At 69.4% G+C, this 15,110-nt stretch carries 17 protein-coding genes and 1 tRNA gene; 11 read left to right on the forward strand and 7 right to left on the reverse strand.

The genetic code is table 11. The features are described from left to right. Positions 1–26 precede the first annotated feature (26 nt). From hisD to H537_RS0128520, 9 genes are read left to right on the forward strand one after another with little or no spacing between them, the layout of a single operon-like run. A complete protein-coding gene (gene hisD, locus H537_RS0128480) occupies positions 27–1,346 on the forward strand; it encodes a histidinol dehydrogenase (RefSeq protein ID WP_029000579.1) in 1,320 nt (439 codons plus the stop codon). After that, the gene (hisC, locus tag H537_RS0128485; RefSeq protein WP_029000580.1) at positions 1,346–2,446 is read left to right on the forward strand and encodes a histidinol-phosphate transaminase; all 1,101 of its coding nucleotides are present in this window, start codon (positions 1,346–1,348) and stop codon (positions 2,444–2,446) included. Before hisD ends, hisC begins: the two co-directional genes overlap by 1 nt. Next, positions 2,446–3,048, forward strand: coding sequence for an imidazoleglycerol-phosphate dehydratase HisB (hisB, locus tag H537_RS0128490; protein ID WP_043460385.1), 603 nt, complete (start codon positions 2,446–2,448; stop codon positions 3,046–3,048). Before hisC ends, hisB begins: the two co-directional genes overlap by 1 nt. Before the next feature lies 1 nt (position 3,049). Further along, complete coding sequence (gene hisH / locus H537_RS0128495; RefSeq protein WP_029000582.1) at positions 3,050–3,757, forward strand: imidazole glycerol phosphate synthase subunit HisH; 708 nt, start codon at positions 3,050–3,052, stop codon at positions 3,755–3,757. 52 nt (positions 3,758–3,809) lie between these two features. Beyond that, the gene (hisA, locus tag H537_RS0128500; protein WP_029000583.1) at positions 3,810–4,565 is read left to right on the forward strand and encodes a 1-(5-phosphoribosyl)-5-[(5-phosphoribosylamino)methylideneamino]imidazole-4-carboxamide isomerase; all 756 of its coding nucleotides are present in this window, start codon (positions 3,810–3,812) and stop codon (positions 4,563–4,565) included. Positions 4,566–4,567: 2 nt separating this feature from the next. After that, on the forward strand, positions 4,568–5,347 hold the full coding sequence (gene hisF / locus H537_RS0128505; RefSeq protein WP_029000584.1) for an imidazole glycerol phosphate synthase subunit HisF: 780 nt from the start codon (positions 4,568–4,570) through the stop codon (positions 5,345–5,347). Next, the gene (gene rsmD, locus H537_RS0128510) at positions 5,344–6,039 is read left to right on the forward strand and encodes a 16S rRNA (guanine(966)-N(2))-methyltransferase RsmD (protein ID WP_029000585.1); all 696 of its coding nucleotides are present in this window, start codon (positions 5,344–5,346) and stop codon (positions 6,037–6,039) included. Before hisF ends, rsmD begins: the two co-directional genes overlap by 4 nt. Beyond that, on the forward strand, positions 6,036–6,533 hold the full coding sequence (coaD, locus tag H537_RS0128515) for a pantetheine-phosphate adenylyltransferase (protein ID WP_029000586.1): 498 nt from the start codon (positions 6,036–6,038) through the stop codon (positions 6,531–6,533). The genes rsmD and coaD overlap by 4 nt, the downstream gene beginning before the upstream one ends. 50 nt (positions 6,534–6,583) lie before the next feature. Continuing rightward, positions 6,584–6,847, forward strand: a complete 264-nt coding sequence (locus H537_RS0128520; protein WP_029000587.1) for a YfhL family 4Fe-4S dicluster ferredoxin — start codon at positions 6,584–6,586, stop codon at positions 6,845–6,847. 76 nt (positions 6,848–6,923) lie between these two features. On the opposite strand, the gene pth is transcribed toward H537_RS0128520, so the two are convergent. The 7 genes from pth to H537_RS46040 all read right to left on the reverse strand — a co-directional run bounded on the left by pth (position 6,924) and on the right by H537_RS46040 (position 13,008). Further along, positions 6,924–7,571: an aminoacyl-tRNA hydrolase gene (gene pth, locus H537_RS0128525; RefSeq protein ID WP_029000588.1), complete on the reverse strand. Its 648-nt coding sequence runs from the start codon at positions 7,569–7,571 to the stop codon at positions 6,924–6,926. Positions 7,572–7,723: 152 nt separating this feature from the next. Then, positions 7,724–8,344, reverse strand: coding sequence for a 50S ribosomal protein L25/general stress protein Ctc (locus H537_RS0128530; protein ID WP_029000589.1), 621 nt, complete (start codon positions 8,342–8,344; stop codon positions 7,724–7,726). A gap of 107 nt (positions 8,345–8,451) precedes the next feature. Beyond that, positions 8,452–9,414 (reverse strand): ribose-phosphate pyrophosphokinase, encoded by a 963-nt coding sequence (locus tag H537_RS0128535; RefSeq protein ID WP_029000590.1) that lies wholly within the window; start codon positions 9,412–9,414, stop codon positions 8,452–8,454. A gap of 83 nt (positions 9,415–9,497) precedes the next feature. Beyond that, a tRNA-Gln gene (locus H537_RS0128540) sits at positions 9,498–9,574 on the reverse strand. A gap of 37 nt (positions 9,575–9,611) precedes the next feature. Then, positions 9,612–10,523 (reverse strand): 4-(cytidine 5'-diphospho)-2-C-methyl-D-erythritol kinase, encoded by a 912-nt coding sequence (ispE, locus tag H537_RS0128545; protein ID WP_029000591.1) that lies wholly within the window; start codon positions 10,521–10,523, stop codon positions 9,612–9,614. A 161-nt stretch (positions 10,524–10,684) separates the two neighbouring features. After that, the gene (locus H537_RS0128550) at positions 10,685–11,215 is read right to left on the reverse strand and encodes an outer membrane lipoprotein LolB (RefSeq protein WP_029000592.1); all 531 of its coding nucleotides are present in this window, start codon (positions 11,213–11,215) and stop codon (positions 10,685–10,687) included. After that, complete coding sequence (locus H537_RS46040; protein WP_043460387.1) at positions 11,212–13,008, reverse strand: tetratricopeptide repeat protein; 1,797 nt, start codon at positions 13,006–13,008, stop codon at positions 11,212–11,214. Before H537_RS46040 ends, H537_RS0128550 begins: the two co-directional genes overlap by 4 nt. 90 nt (positions 13,009–13,098) lie before the next feature. Here H537_RS46040 and mutM point away from each other — a divergent pair, with 90 nt between their 5' ends. Both mutM and H537_RS0128565 read left to right on the forward strand, forming a co-directional pair. Continuing rightward, complete coding sequence (gene mutM, locus H537_RS0128560; RefSeq protein WP_029000593.1) at positions 13,099–13,932, forward strand: bifunctional DNA-formamidopyrimidine glycosylase/DNA-(apurinic or apyrimidinic site) lyase; 834 nt, start codon at positions 13,099–13,101, stop codon at positions 13,930–13,932. A gap of 112 nt (positions 13,933–14,044) precedes the next feature. Continuing rightward, complete coding sequence (locus tag H537_RS0128565) at positions 14,045–15,100, forward strand: coiled-coil domain-containing protein (RefSeq protein ID WP_029000594.1); 1,056 nt, start codon at positions 14,045–14,047, stop codon at positions 15,098–15,100. Positions 15,101–15,110 lie beyond the last annotated feature (10 nt).

Here is a 15,110-nt window from a genome sequence, read left to right on the forward strand (position 1 = left end):
TTGGCCCCATCACTCCCGTACCTTCCATGAGCCTCCAGCTGCGCCACCTCAGCACCGCCGACGCGGATTTCGAATCAGCCTTCCAGCGCGTGCTGCACTGGTCGGCCGAGACCGATGCCGCGATCGAGCATCGCGTGGCGGAGATCATCGAGGCCGTGCGCGAGCGCGGCGACGCGGCGGTGCTGGAGTTCACGGCCCGCTTCGACGGCGTGCAGGCCGACAGCGTCTCGGCGCTGGAGCTGGGCCGCGAGGAGCTGAAAGCGGCCTTCGACGCCATCACCCCGGCGCAACGCGAGGCCCTGGAATTCGCGGCCCAGCGGGTGCGCAGCTATCACGAGCGCCAGCTCGAAGCCAGCGGCAAGAGCTGGAGCTACCGCGACGAGGACGGCACGCTGCTGGGCCAGAAGGTCACGCCGCTGGACCGCGTGGGCATCTACGTGCCCGGCGGCAAGGCCGCGTACCCCTCCAGCGTGCTGATGAACGCCATCCCGGCGCACGTCGCGGGCGTGCCGGAAATCGTCATGGTGGTGCCGACGCCCCGGGGCGAGAAGAACCCGCTGGTGCTGGCCGCGGCCTACGTGGCGGGCGTGCACCGCGCCTTCACCGTCGGCGGCGCGCAGGCGGTGGCGGCGCTGGCCTACGGCACGGCCACCATCCCGCGCGTGGACAAGATCACCGGCCCGGGCAACGCCTACGTGGCCAGCGCCAAGCGCCGCGTCTTCGGACAGGTGGGCATCGACATGATCGCGGGGCCGAGCGAGATCCTGGTGCTGGCCGACGGCAGCACGCCGGCGGACTGGGTCGCGATGGACCTGTTCAGCCAGGCCGAGCACGACGAGCTGGCGCAGAGCATCCTGCTGTGCCCGGACGCCGGCTACATCGCGCAGGTGCGCGAGGCCATCGAGCGGCTGCTGCCGGGCATGCCGCGCGCGGACGTGATCCGCGCCTCGCTGGAAGGGCGCGGCGCGCTGATCCACACGCGCTCCATGGAGGAGGCCTGCGAGATCAGCAACCGCATCGCGCCGGAGCACCTGGAGGTCAGCTCCAGCGAGCCGCACCGCTGGGAGCCGCTGCTGCGCCACGCGGGCGCGATCTTCCTGGGCGCCTACACCAGCGAGAGCCTGGGCGACTACTGCGCCGGCCCCAACCACGTGCTGCCGACCTCCGGCACGGCGCGCTTCAGCTCGCCGCTGGGCACCTATGACTTCCAGAAGCGCAGCAGCCTGATCGAGGTGAGCGAGCAGGGCGCGCAGCAACTGGGCCGCGTCGCCGCCGAGCTGGCCTATGGCGAGGGCCTGCAGGCCCACGCGCAGGCGGCGGAATTCCGACTGAAAAAGGACGCGTGATGACCGCGCTGACGACTTCCCTCCAGGAGCGCATGCAGCGCGTGATCCGCCAGGACGTGCAGTCCATGCACGCCTACGCCATCCAGGACAGCCGCGGGCTGGTCAAGCTCGACGCGATGGAAAACCCGTTCAGCCTGCCGCCTGCGCTGCAGGCGGCGCTGGGCGAGCGGCTGGGCCAGGTGGCGATCAACCGCTACCCGACCAGCTGCGTGGGCGACGTGATCGCGGCGCTGTCGAAATACGTCGAGCTGCCCGAGGGCTGCGCGCTGATGCTGGGCAACGGCTCGGACGAGCTGATCTCGCTGCTGGCGCTGGCCTGCGACCGGCCGGGCGCGAAGATCCTGGCGCCGCTGCCGGGCTTCGTGATGTACGAGATGTCCGCGAAGCTGCAGGGCCTGCAGTTCGTGAGCGTGCCGCTGACGCCCGACTTCGAGCTGGACGAGGCCGCGATGCTGGCCGCCATCGAGGAGCACCGCCCGGCCATCACCTACATCGCCTACCCGAACAACCCGACCGCCAACCTGTTCGACGAAGCCATCGTGCAGCGCATCGTGGACACGGTGGGCGCGCTGGGCTGCGGCTTCGTGGTGTTCGACGAGGCCTATCAGCCCTTCTCCTCGCGCTCGTGGATGCAGCGCATGGCGCAGCACGAGCACGTGCTGGTGATGCGCACGCTGTCGAAGTTCGGCCTGGCCGGCGTGCGCCTGGGCTACATGGCCGGCGCGGCGGCGCTGGTGCACGAGATCGACAAGGTGCGCCCGCCCTACAACATCAGCGCGCTCAACGCCGAGGCCACGCTGTTCGCGCTGGAGCACGCCGACGAGTTCGCGCGCCAGGCGGCGGTGCTGCGCGAGGAGCGCACGAAGCTGCTGGACGAACTGCGCGACCTGCCCGGCGTCAAGCCGTATCCGAGCGAAGCCAACATGATCCTGGTGCGCGTGCCCGATGCGAAGGCGGCTTTCGCGGGCATGAAGTCGCGCGGCGTGCTGGTGAAGAACGTGTCGGCGCTGCACCCGCTGCTGGAGAACTGCCTCCGGCTGACGGTGGGCACGCCGCAAGAGAACCGCCTGATGATCGACGCCCTGAAAGCGAGCCTGTAATGTTGTCCCGGGAACCCCGTATCGCCGAAGTGCGGCGCGATACCAAGGAAACGCAAGTCCGCGTGCGCATCAACCTCGACGGCACTGGACAAGCCAAGCTGGCCACCGGCATCGGCTTCTTCGACCACATGCTGGACCAGATCGCCCGCCACGGGCTGGTCGATCTGGAGGTGGAGTGCACGGGCGACCTGCACATCGACGGCCACCACACGGTGGAGGACGTGGGCATCACGCTGGGCATGGCCGTGGCCAAGGCCGTGGGCGACAAGAAGGGGCTGGTGCGCTACGGCCACAGCTACGTGCCGCTGGACGAGGCGCTGTCGCGCGTGGTGGTGGACTTCTCGGGCCGCCCGGGCCTGCACATGGACGTCAACTTCACGCGCGCCATGATCGGCGCGCTGGACACGCAGCTGGTGTTCGAGTTCTTCCAGGGTTTCGTGAATTACGCCCTGGTGAGCCTGCACATCGACAACCTCAAGGGCGTCAACGCACATCATCAGTGCGAGACGATCTTCAAGGCCTTTGGGCGCGCGCTGCGCATGGCGTGGACGGTCGATGAACGCGCGGCCGACGTGATTCCTTCCACCAAGGGGTGTCTCTGAAATGAGCAACCGCACCGTCGCGGTCGTTGATTACGGCATGGGCAACCTGCGCTCAGTGTCGCAGGCCGTGCTGCACGCAGCCCAGGACTCGGGCCTGGACGTCGTCATCACCTCGCGTCCTGAAGAAGTGCGTGCGGCCGAGCGCATCGTGCTGCCGGGGCAGGGCGCCATGCGCGACTGCATGCGCGAGCTGGACCAGCACCGGCCGGCCGAAGCGCCGTCCCACATGCGCGACTGCATGAACGAGCTGAGCCATTCGGGCCTGCGCGAAGCCGTGCTCGAAGCGGCCACCAACAAGCCGCTCATGGGCGTGTGCGTCGGCATGCAGATGCTGCTGGACCACAGCGAGGAGCAGGACACGCCGGGCCTGGGGCTGATCCCGGGCCGCGTGCGCCGCTTCCAGCTCGAAGGCCGGCTGCAGCCCGACGGCAGCCGCTACAAGGTGCCGCACATGGGATGGAACCAAGTGCGCCAGACGCAGTCGCACCCCATCTGGCAAGGTGTGCCGGACGAAGCCTTCTTCTATTTCGTGCACAGTTATTTCGCCGTACCCGAAAACCTCGCGCACAGCGCCGGGGAAAGCGACTACGGCGGCAGCTTTACCTGTGTGGTGGCGAGGGATAACATTTTTGCCTCCCAGTTCCACCCGGAAAAAAGCGCGGCGCACGGCCTGGCGCTTTACCGCAACTTCCTGCACTGGAAGCCCTGAAGTACCGAGCCATCGGTTTTCTTCCCTCAACCCCTAATTGCTCCGCCGAGCCATGCTTCTCATTCCGGCCATCGACCTCAAGGACGGCAACTGCGTGCGTCTGCAACAAGGCGACATGAACGCATCCACCACTTTCGGCGAGGACCCGGCCGCCATGGCGCGGCGCTGGCTTGATGCCGGCGCACGCCGGCTGCACCTGGTGGACCTCAACGGCGCCTTCGCGGGCAAGCCGGTCAACGAGGCGGCGATCAAGTCGATCCTCGCCGAAGTGGGCGACGAGATCCCGGTGCAGCTTGGCGGCGGCATCCGGGACCTCGACACCATCGAGCGCTACCTGGACGACGGGTTGAGCTACGTCATCATCGGCACCGCCGCGGTGAAGAGCCCGGGCTTCCTGAAGGACGCCTGCAGCGCCTTCGGCGGCCACATCCTGGTGGGCCTGGACGCCAAGGATGGCAAGGTCGCCACCGACGGCTGGAGCAAGCTCACCGGCCACGAAGTCGTGGACCTGGCGCGCAAGTTCGAGGACTACGGCGTCGAAGGCGTGATCTACACCGACATCGGCCGCGACGGCATGCTCACCGGCATCAACATCGACGCCACGGTGAAGCTGGCGCAGGCGCTCACCATCCCCGTCATCGCCTCGGGCGGCCTGTCCAACATGGCCGACATCGAGAAGCTGTGCGAGGTGTACGGCGAGGGCGTGGAAGGCGTGATCTGCGGCCGCTCCATCTACACCGGCTCGCTGGACTTCGCCGCCGCGCAGGCGCGTGCCGACGAGCTGCTCGAAGGCGTCTCCCCCCGCTGAACATGCTCGCCAAACGCATCATTCCCTGCCTGGACGTCACGGGCGGGCGCGTCGTCAAGGGCGTCAACTTCGTTGAGCTGCGCGACGCGGGCGACCCGGTCGAGATCGCCGCGCGCTACAACGACCAGGGCGCCGACGAACTGACCTTCCTGGACATCACCGCGACCAGCGATGGCCGCGACGTGATCCTTCACATCATCGAGGCCGTGGCCTCGCAGGTGTTCATCCCGCTGACTGTGGGCGGCGGCGTGCGCACCGTGGAAGACGTGCGCCGGCTGCTCAACGCGGGCGCGGACAAGGTCAGCTTCAACTCCGCCGCCGTGGCCAACCCGCAGGTGATCCGCGACGCTTCCGAGAAGTACGGCGCGCAGTGCATCGTGGTGGCCATCGACGCCAAGCGGCGCCAGGGCGACGACTTGGCCGCGCGCGGTCCCGGCTGGGACGTGTACACGCACGGCGGGCGCAAGAACGTCGGCCTCGACGCGGTCGCGTGGGCGAAGCAGATGGCCGAGCACGGCGCCGGCGAGATCCTGCTCACCAGCATGGACCGCGACGGCACCAAGATCGGCTTCGACCTGGAACTCACCCGCGCCGTGAGCGATGCGGTGCCGGTGCCCGTGATCGCCTCGGGCGGCGTGGGCGCGCTGGAGCATCTGTCGGAAGGCATCCGTGTCGGCGGTGCCGACGCGGTGCTGGCGGCGAGCATCTTCCACTACGGCGAGTTCACCGTGGCGCAGGCCAAGGCGCTGCTGGCGCGCGACGGCATTCCTGTCCGGCCATGACCCGCAACGTGCCGCCGCGCGAGGCGCGCAGCCCGCGTGGCGGCGCCTCGGCATCCCAACAGCCTGCCGCCGGCGCCGGTGCCAAGAGCGCCCGTCCGGCCGCGCCCACCGCGCCACGCGAGGTGCGGCTCATCGGCGGGCTGTGGAAGCGCAGCAAGCTGCCGGTGGCGGACAAGCCCGGGCTGCGGCCCACGCCGGACCGGGTGCGCGAAACCCTCTTCAACTGGCTGGGCCAGGAGCTCACGGGCTGGCGCGTGCTCGATGCCTACGCAGGCAGCGGCGCGCTGGGCTTCGAGGCCGCCTCGCGCGGTGCGGCGAAGGTCGTGTTGCTGGAGCGCGATGCGCAGCTCGTGGCCAGCCTGCGCGCCTCGCAGCAGCGCCTGAAGGCTGCGCAGCTGGAAGTGCGGCAGGCCGAGGCCCTCGCCTGGATGCGCAGCGCCGCGCCGGCGAGCTTCGAGCTGGTGCTGCTGGATCCGCCCTTCGATGCCGATCTGTTCGATGCATCGCTGGTGGCGGCACGCCCGCTGCTGGCCGAAGGTGGGTTCGTCTACCTGGAGGCCCCATCGCTGCTGGCGGCGGCGCCTGCGGGGCTGCGGCTGTACCGGCATGGGCGGGCCGGCGCCGTTTTCTTCCATCTGCTGCAGCGCGAGGATGCGCGCGGCACCGCTTCACCACCGGAGGTCCAGCCATGACCAGCTCCACGCGGCTCACCGCCGTCTACCCGGGCACCTTCGACCCGCTGACGCTGGGGCACGAGGACCTCATGCGCCGTGCCAGCCGGCTGTTCGAGCGGCTGATCCTGGCCGTGGCCGCCGGCCACCACAAGCGCACCATGTTCAGCGTCGAGGAGCGGCTGGACATCGCGCGCGAGGCGGCGCGGGCCTATCCCAACGTGGAGGTGATCGCCTTCCGCGGCCTGCTGCGCGACTTCGTGGTCGAGCATGGCGGCAAGGTGGTGGTGCGGGGCCTGCGCGCGGTCAGCGACTTCGAGTACGAGTTCCAGATGGCGGGCATGAACCGCCAGCTCATGCCGGACGTCGAGACGCTGTTCCTCACGCCCAGCGACCAGTACCAGTTCGTCAGCGGCACCTTCGTGCGCGAGATTGCCACCCTGGGCGGTGATGTCTCCAAGTTCGTGGCACCCTTCGTGCTCCGCCGCCTGCAAGAGCGCGTGGCCCGGCCCTGATGGCCGCCTGCCGCGCCGCCGCCACCCACCGTAGTTAAAGGAGAGCGTTGATGGCGCTCATGATCACCGACGAGTGCATCAACTGTGACGTCTGCGAGCCCGAGTGCCCGAACCAGGCTATCTCGCTGGGGCTGGAGTTCTACGAGATCGACCCGGATCGCTGCACCGAGTGCGTGGGCCACTTCGACGAGCCGCAGTGCGTGCAGGTCTGCCCCGTGAGCTGCATTCCCGTGAATCCGCAGCGCGCGGAAGACAAGGAAACGCTCTGGGCCAAGTACCGGCGGCTGCAGGCCGCGGCTGTGCAGTCCAGCTGATTCCCGACGCGCTTCCCGCTACAGGCCGGCACATGCCGGCCTTGTCGTTTCCGGAGCGCGTTGATTCGGGCTCGGCTCAGGCGGTGCCGTTGCCGCTGCCGCCGCCCTCGGGGGGCTTCGGCGGTGCCTCAGGGCGCGGCGGCTTGGGCCGGGGCGGGCGGGCGTTGAGCTTCATGGTGGCGCGCTCCATGTCGCCCGCCAGCAGCAGGTCCAGCACCTGCAGCGACTTGTCGATGCACTGGTGGATCGCCTCGCGGTCGGTGGGCGAGGGCTTCTTCAGTACGTAGTTCACGACCTCGGCCTTCACGCCCGGATGGCCAATGCCCAGGCGCAGCCGCCAGAAGTCGGCGCTGCCGAGCTGGGCCTGCATGTCCTTGAGGCCGTTGTGCCCGGCGTGGCTGCCGCCGCGCTTGAGCTTCATCTGTCCTGGCAGCACGTCCAGCTCGTCGTGCGCCACCAGGATCTCGTCGGGGGCGATCTTGAAGAAGCGCGCCAGCGCCGCCACCGACTTGCCCGAGAGGTTCATGTAGGTCTGGGGCTCCAGCAGCCACAGCGGGCCCTCGGGGCGGTTCACGCGCGCCACCAGGCCCCAGTAGCTGCGCTCGGGCACCAGCGTCGTGCGCAACTGGCGCGCCACGGCGTCGATCCACCAGAAGCCGGCGTTGTGGCGCGTGTCCTCGTAGTCCGGGCCCGGGTTGCCGAGGCCCACCAGCAGTCGAATCATGGGAGGGGATTATCGCGAGGCGGTTGAGCGGGGTCGCGGCGGCATGGTGGCGGGCGGCATCAGCGCAGCCCGGCCCTGGCCGGCGGCCCATGAAAAAAAGCCCCGCGTGGCGGGGCTTTTTTGAGGAACAAGGGAGCTCGCGCTCCCGGGCATTACTTCTTGCCCTTCTTGCCCTTGGCCGGGGCGGCAGCCACCACCGGCGCGATGATCTCTTCTTCGGCCTTGGGCGGGTTGGCCACGGCGATCACCGGGTTGCGGCCGCGGTTGACCAGCTTCACGTTGGCCGGCAGCTTCAGGTCGGAAGCGTGCAGCGACTGGCCATTGACCAGTTCGCCCAGGTCCACGGTCAGGAACTCGGGCAGCTGGGCGGCCAGGCACTCGACTTCGATCTCGGTGGTGACGTGGCCCACGGTGCACTTGTCGGTCTTGACGGCCGGCGAGTTCTCTTCGTTCACGAAGTGCAGCGGCACCTTCTTGTGCAGGCGGGTGGTCTCGTCCACGCGCTGGAAGTCGATGTGCAGCACGATCGGCTTCCAAGCGTGCATCTGGTAGTCACGCAGGATGACCTTGGAGGTCTGGCCGTTGAACTCCATGTCCAGCAGCGAGCTGTGGAAGGCTTCCTTCTTCAGGGCGTGGAACAGCGCGTTGTGGTCCAGCTCGATCATGGCCGGCTCGCCGGCGCCGTAGACGATGCCGGGCACCTTGCCGGCAATGCGCAGGCGGCGGCTCGCTCCGGTCCCCTGCAGGGTGCGCTCAAAGGCGACGAATTTCATGCTTCACTCCAAGTGAATCGGGCGCCCGCGACCAGGCTGCCCAAGGTGTACGCAGGCGTTGCCGCCTGCACTAAAAGAGGAAAGGGCACCGCGTGGTGCCCGTCCCATCAGAAGTTATTGTTCTGCTCGGCGAACAGCGAAGTCACCGACTCGCCGTCGGAGATGCGGCGGATGGTCTCGGCGAACAGGAAGGCCACCGAGAGCTGGCGAATCTTGCGGCAGCCGCGGGCGGCGTCGCTCATGGGGATGGTGTTGGTGATCACCACCTCGTCCAGCGCCGAGTTCTGGATGCGGTCGATGGCCGGGCCGGAGAACACGGCGTGCGTGCAGTAGGCATACACGTTCTTGGCGCCGCGGTCCTTGAGCACCTCGGCCGCCTTCACCAGCGTGCCGGCGGTGTCGATCATGTCGTCCATGATCACGCAGTTGCGGCCTTCGATCTCGCCGATGACGTGCATCACTTCCGAGACGTTGGCGGCCGGGCGGCGCTTGTCGATGATGGCCAGGTCGCAGCCCAGCTGCTTGGCCAGCGCGCGGGCGCGCACCACGCCGCCCACGTCGGGAGACACCACCACCAGGTCGGAGTAGCTGCGGCTCTTGAGATCCGACAGCAGCACCGGCGAGGCGTAGATGTTGTCCACCGGGATGTCGAAGAAGCCCTGGATCTGGTCGGCGTGCAGGTCCATGGTCAGCACGCGCTCCACGCCCACGGTCTCCAGCAGGTTGGCGACGACCTTGGCGCTGATGGGCACGCGGGTGGAGCGCGGACGGCGGTCCTGGCGCGCGTAGCCGAAGTACGGGATCACGGCCGTGATGCGGCGTGCGCTGGCACGCTTGAGCGCATCGACCATGATGAGCAGTTCCATCAGGTTCTCGTTGGTCGGAGCGCAGGTGGACTGCACCACGAACACGTCGCGGGCACGCACGTTCTGTTGGATCTCGACCGTGACTTCACCATCGGAGAAGCGGCCGACGGCGGCTTTGCCGACCTCGACGCCCAGGTGGGTTGCGATTTCCTGGGCCAGCAACGGATTGGCGTTGCCGGTGAACAGCACGGTATTGAACAACACGATGCGCGCTCCGTCGAAACGGGTTTTGGAAGCGGCGCGGCGCCGTCAATGCGGCGCCGCGAGCTTATTGGTGATGATTGATTTGGCAGGGGAGGAAGGACTCGAACCCTCGCATGTCGGAATCAAAATCCGATGCCTTGACCAACTTGGCGACTCCCCTACACCGGTTTCAGCTTGCGCTGACACCTGAAAACTTTTCAGTCTGACCAGCCATCCAATGGATGCCGTTCAAGACTGCAGCACAACTTGCTTACCCAATCAGCCGGAAGTGATGCCAGTGCACTTGCATCATTTTCCAAGCCTGTCGCCTCGGGCAAGACAGCGATTGTACCATGTTTTTCGATTCTTGCAAACACTGCACTTCCGGAACCTGTCATGCGGCTGTTGCCGTACCGGTCCCGCAACCATTTGGCAACTTGTGCTACCTCAGGTGCTCGATCCTCAGCGGCGGCTTGCAAATCATTACGACCGAAACCTGGCTGCAAGATCGTTTGCGATGCATCGTCTGCAGGAAAGAGCGCTACTGTAGCACCTGTTTCGGTGCCTGCCAACAGGGGACTTGAAAAAATATCTTTCGTTGGCAATTCGACCGGCGGTTTCACGATGGCGAAACGCTGTTCCGGTACGTGCACCGGCGTGAGCTGCTCGCCGATGCCTTCCACGAAGGCGTTGCGCCCGCCGACGAAGAAAGGCACGTCCGCTCCCAGCAGCGGCGCCAGCTCCAGCAGCTGCGCGCGGCTCCAGCGCAGGCCCCAGAGCCGGTTGAGGGCCAGCAGCACGCTGGCGGCATCGGAGCTGCCGCCGCCCAGGCCGGCTCCCCAAGGCACCCGCTTGAGCACCGAGATGTCCGCCCCCAGCGCCGTACCGCTGCGCTGCTGCAGCAGCCGCGCCGCGCGCAGCGCCAGATCGATTTCCGGCAGCGCCGGCCCCAGGTCGTGCCGATGCAGCTGCCCGTCGTGCCGCAGCTCGAAGTGCAGCGTGTCGCACCAGTCGATGAACACGAACACCGACTGCAGCAGGTGGTAGCCGTCCGCGCGGCGCCCCACCACGTGCAGGAACAGGTTCAGCTTGGCCGGGGCCGGGACGTCGTAGAGGGCGCGCAGGGACATGGCGGGAAGGGTGCGACCGGTACCGCAAGCCGCACCGGTTCATCAGCAATGCGAATGAAACCCGGGATTCTGATCCAGCCACGCGCCCGTCCCTGGCGCGGCCCGCGGTGTTGCCGGCACGGCGCTGCGTCGATCTCGTGAGAAGAAAGGCGTGAAAAGGCTCAGGGCGCCTGATCCAGCCGCGCGCGCACCCCGATCACCGGCAGCTGCGGCCGCTGCGCCACCAGCACGCCTTCGCCGAAGCGGCTGAGATCGATGCGCCAGCCCAGCTGCTCGAAGCCGTCGGGCAGCCGCTGCACCGGTGCGCCGGTCCACGGCCGGCCGTGCAGCCACTCGATGAGCGCCGCCAGCGGCATGGATTCGCCCAGCATGCGCTCCGACAGCGCGTCCAGGCTTGCGCCCAGCGTCTCGCCCTGCGAGGTCTGCAGCCGCGCCTCACCCGGCAGCCACCGCGCGCGCGCCAGCACCGTGCCCAGCGGCGAGGTCAGCTGCAGCGAGCCGCGCTCGGCCGTACCCTGCAGCTCGAAAGCGGCGCTGAAGCTGCGCGCCGGGCTGTCGTTGAAGGCTTCCACCTGCACCGCCAGGCGCCCGGCCAGCGCCTCCGGCGTGCTGGCGCGCGGAGCCTGCGCGCAGCCCGCGGCCAGCAGCACCGCCGGCAGCAGCGCGGCGGCGAGCCAGCGCCGGCGCTTCACAAATCGACCTTCAGCCGCGCCAGCGTCGCGCGCAGCAGCTCGTTGCTGCCGTCGCGCCCGCGCGCCTCGCGCCACACGCGCAGCGCCTCGTCGCGCCGCCCCAGTGTCCACAGCACCTCGCCCAGGTGCGCGGCGATCTCGATGTCGGGCCGCGCCGCGTAGGCCTGCTGCAGCAGCCGCAGCGCCTCCTCGGTGCGGCCGAGCCGGAACTCGACCCAGCCCAGGCTGTCGATGATGAACGGGTCTCCGGGCGCCATCTCCAGCGCCTTGCTGATGAGCTCGCGCGCCTCGGGCAGCCGCTGGTTGCGCTCGGCCAGCGAGTAGCCCAGCGCGTTGTAGGCATGCTGATGGTCCGGCTTGAGTGCGATCACCTGGCGCAGCAGGCGCTCCATCTCGTCCAGGCGGTCGAGCTTCTCGGCCGCCATCGCCTGTTCGTACAGCAGGTCCGGATCGGCGCTGAAGCGCTGGTTGGCGCGCGCCAGCAGCGTGTAGGTCTCGTCCCAGCGCTTGATTTCGCGCAGCCACTGCACCTCGGCCAGCAACTTGGTCCGGGCTTCTTCCTCACTGCGCTCGGGCAGGGCGTGCAGCAGGGCACGGCCTTCTTCGACGCGCCCCTGGTGCGCCAGCAGCAGCGCGCGGCGCGACTGCACTTCCACCAGGCGCTGCGGGTCGTCGATGCCGGAGAGCCAGCGCTCGGCCTGCGCCACGTCGCCGCGCTGCTCCGCTGCCTGCGCCAGCAGCAGCTGCGCCTGCGTCACGCCGCGCTGGCGGGCCTCGTCGGGCGCTTCCTCTTCGCCTTCCTCGCTGGGATTGGCGCCCTTGTCGCGCACCAGCTCCAGGTAGCGCTGCAGCGCGGCTTCGGCGCGCGCGCTCTCGCGCAGCTCCAGCCGCAGCGCCCCCAGCATCAGCCACGGCGGCGCCAGCTCGGGCTTGGACTGGGTCACCAACTCCACCTGCTGCACCGCTTCGCCGTAGCGCTGCATGGCGCCCAGCGTGCGCGCGTAGGCCAGGCGCACGCCCGGCTCGGCCTGCGGCTGCTCCAGGTAGCGGCGCACCAGGGCGTCGGCCGCGACCTGCTTCGGCAGCAGGTCCAGCGCCAGCAGCGCCGGCGCGGCCGAGTTGGGATCGTCGTTCGCCGCCAGCTGCGCCAGCTCCAGCGCGCGCTGCGCGTTGCCCGCCAGCAACCAGGCACTGCCCAGCGCCACGCGGCTGACAGTGCGGGTCTCGGGCTTGGCGAGGTAGGGCTTGAGCAGCGTCTCCAGCAGCTGCGCCGTCTGCTTCGGCTCGTCCTGGCGCTGCAGCAGCCGCGGCAGCGCGGCGATCAGCCCCGGCCGCTCGGCCTCGGGACTGCGCTCCAGCAGCGTGCGCAGCGGCTCGGCCACCTCGTTGCCGCGGTGCAGCGCCAGTAGCAGCTGCAGCTCGAAGCGCAGCGCATCGCCGGACTGCGGCAGCGCCTGGCGCCAGGCGCGCGCGGCCTGCAGGGCCTGGTCGCCCGCGCGTCCCTGCAGCGCGATCTCCACGGCGCGGCGGAACAGGCCCTCTTCGCGCGTGCGCCGCGCGGCGTCAAGAATGATCTGGTAGGCGTCGCCGGCCTGACCGTTGCGCAGTGACAGCTCGCCGTAGAGCAGCTGGTAGAGCAGCGGCGCGTCCAGGGCCGAGTTCTGAGGCACTTCGGGCGCCAGCGGCGCCTGCGCTTGCGCCGCAAACGCGGCACACAGCGCAGCCGCCACGGCCGCGCGGCGCAGTTGCGCCCGCTGCGGGCGCGGGAACCATCGCGGGACAAGTCCGGCCATCAGCACTCCTTTAGCTCACTTTGATTCTAGGTGGCCGGTGTAGTTGCCGTGCCGGCGAGGCCGGAAACGGCACTGCGGATAATTCAGCCAATGCCTGAATTGCCCGAAGTCGAAGTCACGCGGCGCAGCGTCGCGCCGGTCCTGGAAGGCGCGCTGGTGCGCGCCGTGCGCGTGGGGGCCGCGCTGCGCTGGCCCTTGGGAGCGGACCCCGCCTCGCTCGTGGGCCTGCGCATCGGCGCGCTGCTGCGGCGCGGCAAGTACTTGTGGCTGCCGCTGCTGGGTAAGGACGGCGCGCCGCAGGGCGGGCTGCTGCTGCACCTGGGCATGTCGGGCTCGCTGGCGCTGCTGCGGGAGCCCGGCCCACCCGGCAAGCACGAGCATTTCGACTTGGTCACCGACGCCGGCACGTTGCGGCTGACCGATCCGCGCCGCTTCGGCGCCGTGGTCTGGTCACCGGCGCTGGACCAGGGCATGGCTGAGCGGCTGCTGGCGCGGCTGGGCCACGAGCCTTTCGACCCGGCGCTCACGCCGGCGCTGCTGCACCAGGGCCTGCAGCGCCGGCGCGTGCCGGTCAAGGCGGCGCTGCTGGCCGGCGACATCGTGGTGGGCGCCGGGAACATCTACGCCTGCGAGGCGCTGTACGAGGCCGGCATCGATCCGCGCGCCCCGGCCAACACGCTGAGCCTGGCGCGCTGCGAGCGGCTGCTGCAGGCGCTGCGGGCCACGCTGGCGCGCGCGCTGGACCTGGGTGGCTCCACGCTGCGCGACTTCCGCGACGCGCACGGCATGAGCGGCGCGTTCCAGGACCAGGCCGGCGTCTACGGCCGCGAAGGCCAGGACTGCCGCCGCTGCGGCACCGCCGTGCAGCGCCTGGTGCAGGGCCAGCGTTCCACCTTTTTCTGTCCAAGGTGTCAGCGGCGGTGAATTTCCGCAGGGCGTTCCGGTTTCATGTCAGCAGTTGTTCACCTTACCCTTGTCCAAGGGGGTACTGGTCCAAAATCCAGTCCTGCTCCTTGCTTGGCCCGCCGGCTTGCACATGCCCCAGAACTTTCTAGTCCCTTCGACCGAGGCCCTGCCGTGGCCCCGGCCGCCGGGCTGTCCGGCCGACGAGCTGACCCAGGTCCTGGGCGAGCACGATCTGGTGGACGAAGACTGCGCCGAGCTGATCGAGCTGCTGCGCAGCCGCCGCCAGAGCGGCCAACCGCTGCACGCGCCGGCCCGTGCGCTGGCGCAGCGCCTGGCACTGCTGCAGGGCGAGCGCCGCGCGCTGCTCGACGCGCAACTGGCCGAGCTGCGCAGCCTGCAGGACCGCAGCGCGGCGCGGCTACAGGGGTTGCAGCAGCGCGTGAACCAGGAAGCCGTGCGCCTGCAGGACTGCTGCGCGCAGCTCGACGTGCTGCGCGCCGTGCATGCGCGCATGGCGCAGGAGCTGCTGGCCGGACTGCACGTGCAGACGGTGCACTCCGAGCTGCGCCGCATGCGCGAGGAGTCCGGCAACGCGTGGCAGCGGCCCGCGCGGCTGGGGCGCTGCTTCGCCGCGCTGAGCGAGCGGCTGCACCTGCGCCTGTCGCTGGCGCAGCGCCGCTGCGAGGAAATCCATGGCGTGATGGCCGCGGGCTACGCGCAGATCAGCGCCGCCTACGGCCTGGCGCTGGCAGCCGAGGCGCCGCCGCCGATGCAGCCCGTCATCGACGAGCTGACCGTGCTCAGCGGCGCCTACGCGCGCCACATGGGCCTGGGCAACCTGTTGCGGCTGGTGCGCCCGGATGTCCAGACCCGGCTGCTGCGGCAGCTGCAGTCGCGCCTGGTGCGGCTCTTCCACGGCGCCACGACCGAGCTGGAGCAGTGGAGCCACGCGCTGTGGACGCCGGCGCAGCTTCGGCTGGAGCAGTCGCGCGACCGGCTGCAGCACCGCCACGACGCGGTGCAGCGCGTGCACCTGGCCGCCGAGGAGCTGCAGCAGCGCATCGGCGAGCTGGAGGCGCAGGAGCTGCTGGAGCGGGAAAGCTTCGGCCACGCGCAGCGCCTGCTGGCGCGCCTGGAAGGTGAAGACCACGACGACCGTCCCCAACTGCAGGTGCGTGTCGCCTGACCCCTGAACT

Origin of the sequence: Azohydromonas australica DSM 1124 (assembly GCF_000430725.1) — a bacterium.
Classification (GTDB): domain Bacteria; phylum Pseudomonadota; class Gammaproteobacteria; order Burkholderiales; family Burkholderiaceae_C; genus Azohydromonas; species Azohydromonas australica.